Origin of the sequence: Streptomyces sp. UNOB3_S3 (assembly GCF_020740895.1) — a bacterium.
Classification (GTDB): domain Bacteria; phylum Actinomycetota; class Actinomycetes; order Streptomycetales; family Streptomycetaceae; genus Streptomyces.
The window spans coordinates 1-4,855 of the sequence record NZ_JAILXP010000472.1 but is presented as its reverse complement, the minus strand read 5'-3'; the positions used below and the strand labels follow the sequence as shown (position 1 = coordinate 4,855).

General features: G+C 77.4%; 1 protein-coding gene. It reads right to left on the bottom strand.

Annotation, left to right across the window (positions count from 1 at the left end; all coding sequences use genetic code 11):
• A partial coding sequence (locus tag K6I33_RS36150; RefSeq protein WP_275126828.1) for an SDR family NAD(P)-dependent oxidoreductase occupies positions 1-4,855 on the bottom strand: 4,855 nt, incomplete at both ends.

Genomic DNA, 4,855 nt, shown 5'->3' with positions numbered 1-4,855 from the left:
GTCGAAGGCGAGGGTGGCGGGGAGGCGCAGGCCGGTGGCGGTGCTGAGCCGGTTGCGGAGCTCGACGGAGGTGAGCGAGTTGAAGCCCAGGTCGCGGAAGGCCCGTTCGGCGTGGACGAGGCTCGTGTCCGTGTGGCCGAGGACGGCCGCCACACAGCCGCTGACCAGCTCCAGCAGGTGGGCGCGGCGGTCGGCGGCGGGCATCCCCGCGAGCCGCTGCCGCAGCGCGTCGGCGCCGGAGGCGGGCCGTTCGGCGCCGGCAGCGCGCCGGGTGGTGCTCCCCCGGTACAGGCCGCGCAGCAGGGCGGGGAGTTCCGCCGGGCGGCGGTCGCGCAGGACGGCGCCGTCGAGGCGGACGGGGACGAGCAGGGGCCTACGGGCGGCGAGGGCGGCGTCGAAGAGGGCGAGGCCGTCGGCCGTGGAGAGGGTCAGCGCGCCGGACCGGCGGGCCCGCGCGCGGTCGCCGTCGTCGAGGTGCGCGGTCATCTCGCTGGCCTGGGCCCACAGGCCCCAGGCGAGGGAGGTGGCGGGCAGGCCCTGGACGCGGCGGTGCTGGGCGAGGGCGTCGAGGTAGGCGTTGGCGGCGGCGTAGTTGCCCTGGCCCGCCGAGCCGAAGACGGCGGCGGCCGAGGAGAACAGCACGAACCCGGCGGGGTCGTGGGGCGCGGTCAGCTCGTGGAGGTGGCGGGCCGCGTCGGCCTTGGCGCGCAGGACGCCGGAGAGCCGGTCGGGGGTCAGGGAGGTGATCACGCCGTCGTCGAGGACGCCGGCGGCGTGCACGACGGCCGTCAGCGGCTGCCCGTCGGGGATGCCGGCCAGCAGCGCGGCGAGCGCGTCGCGGTCGGCGGCGTCGCAGGCGGCGACGGTGACGTGGGCGCCCAGGGCCCGCAGTTCCTCGCACAGCTCGGGGGCGCCGGGGGCGGTCGTGCCGCGCCGGCTGGTGAGCAGCAGGTTCCGGGTGCCGTGGTGGGTGACGAGGTGACGGGCCAGGAGGCCGCCGAGTTCACCGGTGCCGCCGGTGATCAGCACGGTGCCGTCGGGGTCCCAGGGGCGGGGCACGGTCAGGACGACCTTGCCGACGTGGCGGGCCTCGGACACGAACCGGAAGGCCTCGCGGGCGTGCTGGACGTCCCAGGCGGTGACCGGCAGCGGCCGCAGCGTCCCGTCCTCGAAGAGGGCGACGAGTTCGGCGAGCATCTCGTGGATGCGCTCGGGCCCGGCCTCGATCAGGTCGAACGCCCGGTAGGTGACGCCCTCGTGGTCGCGGGCGACGTCGTCGGCGTCGCGGATGTCGGTCTTGCCCATCTCGATCAGCCGGCCGCCGGGGGGCAGCAGGCGCAGCGAGGCGTCGACGAAGTCCCCGGCGAGGGAGTTGAGGACGACGTCCACGCCCCGGCCGCCGGTGGTCTCCCGGAAGCGGTCCTCGAAGTCGAGGGTGCGGGAGGAGGCCAGCTTGTCGGCGGGCCAGCCGTCGGCGCGCAGCAGATCCTGCTTGTACGTGCCGGCGGTGCCGAGGACGTCGGCGCCCCAGTGGCGGGCGAGTTGGGCGGCGGCCATGCCGACGCCGCCGGCGGCGGCGTGGATGAGGACGGACTCCCCGGCGGTGAGGCCGGCGAGGTCGCGCAGGGCGTAGTAGGCGGTGAGGAACACCACGGGGACGGCGGCGGCCTGCTCGAAGGACATGCCGCGCGGTACGGGCGCGAGGACGCGGTGGTCGGCCACGGCCAGCGGGCCGAAGCCGCCGGGCACCATGCCCATGACGCGGTCGCCGACGGCGACCCCCGTCACGCCGGGTCCGGTCTCGACGACGACGCCGGCGGCCTCGGAGCCCAAGTACTTGGCGCCGCCGGGGTACATGCCGAGGGAGTTGAGGACGTCGCGGAAGTTCAGGCCGGCGGCGCGGACGGCGATGCGGACCTGGCCGGGCTCCAGGGGGCCGGCGGCGTCCGGGCAGGGCGTGAGCGCGAGGTTGTCGACGGTGCCCTTCTCCGGGATGTCCAGCCGCCACGGGCCGTCGCCGTCGGGGGCGGTCAGGGGCGCGTGGGTGTGGGTGCGCACGAGGCGGGGCGCGTACGCGGTGCCCTGGCGCAGCGCCAGCTGGGGTTCGTCGGCGGTGGCGACGAGGGCGGGCAGCGGCAGCCAGGAGCCGGCGTGCGCGTCGATGTCGGCGAGGACGATCCGGCCGGGGTGCTCCGACTGGGCCGAGCGCAGCAGGCCGCGTACGGCGGCGGCCGCGAGGTCGCGGACGTCCTCCCCGGTGTGGGTGGCGACGGCGTCGCGGGTGACGACGACGAGGCGGGTGGGGGCGAACCGTTCGTCGGCGAGCCACGTCTGGACGAGGGCCAGGGCCCGCTGGAGCGCGGTGTCCGGCTCGTCGTCGGGGCGGTCGCCGGTGGCGAGGGCCGCGATCACGTCGGGCAGGGGCTCGGTGGACGCGGCCAGGGCGGCGAGGCCGTCGAACGCGGTGACGGTGACCCCGGCGGCGGCGAGGGCGGTCCGGGCCGCGCCGTCCGGGTCGGGACCGACCAGGGCCCAGGAGGTGGTGCCGATGGCCTCGGCGGCGGGCAGGGGCGTCCATTCGACGTGGAACAGCGCGTCGCGGGCGACGTGGGCGGCCGGGTCGAGGAGCGCGGCCGGCACGGGGCGTACGGTCAGCCGCTCGACGGTGGCGACCGGGCGGCCGGTGCCGTCGGCCATGGTCACGGCGACGGCGTCGGGTCCGGCGGGCGCGATCCGTACGCGCAGCAAGGTGGCGCCGGTGGCGTGGAGGGTGACGCCGGTCCAGGAGAAGGGCATGCCGGAGCGGCCGTCGGCGGCGTCGAGGGGGCCGAGTCCGGCCGGGTGCAGCGCGGCGTCCAGCAGGGCGGGGTGGAGGCCGAAGCGGGCCGCGTCGGTGCGGGCCCGTTCGGGCAGCTCCACCTCGGCGTACACGTCCGTGCCGTGCCGCCAGGCGGCCCGTACGCCCTGGAAGACCGGGCCGTAGCCGTAGCCGCGCTCGGCGAGCGTGGTGTAGAAGCCGTCCACGGCGAGCGCCTCGGCGCCCCGCGGCGGCCAGGCGGTCAGTTCTTGCCGCGGTGCCGTGGGGGCGGCGGGGGCGAGGGTGCCGGTGGCGTGCTCGGTCCAGGTGCCCTCGGCGGTGCCGGCGGCCGGGTCGAGGGTGCGGGCGTGAAGGGTCACCGGGCGGTGCCCGGACTCCTCGGCGGCGCCGATCGCGATCTGCACCCGGACCTCGCCGCGCTCGGGCAGGACGACGGGGGCGTGGAGGGTCAGTTCGTCGACGTGGCCGCAGCCGAGCTCGTCGCCGGCGCGGATGACGGCCTCGACGAGGGCGGCGCCGGGGACGACGACGGTGCCCGACACGGCGTGGTCGGCGAGCCAGGGGTGGGTGCGCGCGGACCAGCGCGCGGTGACCATCAGCCCGTCGCCGCCCGCGAGTTCCACGGAGGCGCCCAGCATCGGGTGGCCGGGCGACTCCAGCCCGGCGGAGGCGACGTTGCCCGCGCCCTCGACGACGCGCGGCCAGTACCGCTGCCGCTGGAAGGCGTACGTGGGCAGTTCGGCGCGTGCCGTGCCCGGGTCGGTGAACAGCGTGGACCAGTCCACGGGGACGCCGTGCGTCCAGGCGTCGGCGAGCGCGGCCCGGAAGCGGGCGGGCCCGCCGTCCTGGCGGCGCAGGGTGCCCGTCGCGGCGGCGGTCACACCGCTGTCGGCGGCGGTCTCCTCCACCCCGGCGATGACCACCGGGTGCGGGCTGACCTCGATGAAGGACCGGTGCCCGGCGCGCAGCAGCGCCCGCGCGGCCTCCTCGAACTCCACGGTCCGCCGCAGGTTGCGGTACCAGTAGGCGGCGTCGAGCGTGGTGGTGTCGACGGGTTCGCCGGTCACCGTCGAGTAGAAGGGGATCCCGGCGGCGCGGGGCGCGACGGGGGCCAGCAGGGTCAGCAGTTCGTCGTGGATCCGCTCGACCTGGGCGGAGTGGGAGGCGTAGTCGACGGGGACGCGGCGGGCGCGGACGCCGTCGCGCTCGCAGCCGGCGAGGAGTTCGTCGAGGGCGTCGGGGGCGCCGGAGACGACCACGGAGGCCGGGCCGTTGACGGCGGCGACGGACACCCGCTCGCCCCAGGCGCGGATCCGTGTCCGGACGGCATCGGCGGGCTGGGCGACGGAGACCATGCCGCCGTCGCCGGACAGGGCGCGGGCGATGGCCTGGCTGCGCAGGGCGACGACGCGGGCCGCGTCGTCCAGGGTGAGGGCGCCGGCGACACAGGCGGCGGCGATCTCGCCCTGGGAGTGGCCGAGGACGGCGGCGGGCTCGACGCCGTGCGCGCGCCACAACGCGGCCAGCGACACCATCACGGCGAACAGCGCGGGCTGGACGACGTCCACCCGGTCCAGGGACGGCGCGTCGGGAGCGCCCCGCAGGACGTCCGACAGCGACCAGTCGACGTACTGCGACAGCGCGGCGCCGCATTCGGCGAGGCGTTCGGCGAAGGCCGGGGATGTGTCGAGGAGTTCGAGGGCCATGCCGGCCCACTGGGAGCCCTGGCCGGGGAAGACGAACACCGGTCCCCGCTCGCCCTCGGCGGTGCCGTCGAGGACGTGCGGCGAGGGCAGCCCGGCGGCCAGCGCGTCGAGCGCGGCGAGGAGTTCACCGGCGTCGGTGCCGTCCGTGACGACGGCGGCGCGGTGCTCCAGGGCGGCCCGGCCGGTCGCCAGCGCGTGCGCGATCACGGCGGCGTCGGGCGCCTCGGTGGCGCGGACGTGCTCGGCCAGCAGGCGGGCCTGGTCGCGGAGGGCGTCGCCGGTCCTGGCGGAGAGCAGCCACGGGCCCGTGGCTGCTCTCCGCCAGGACCGG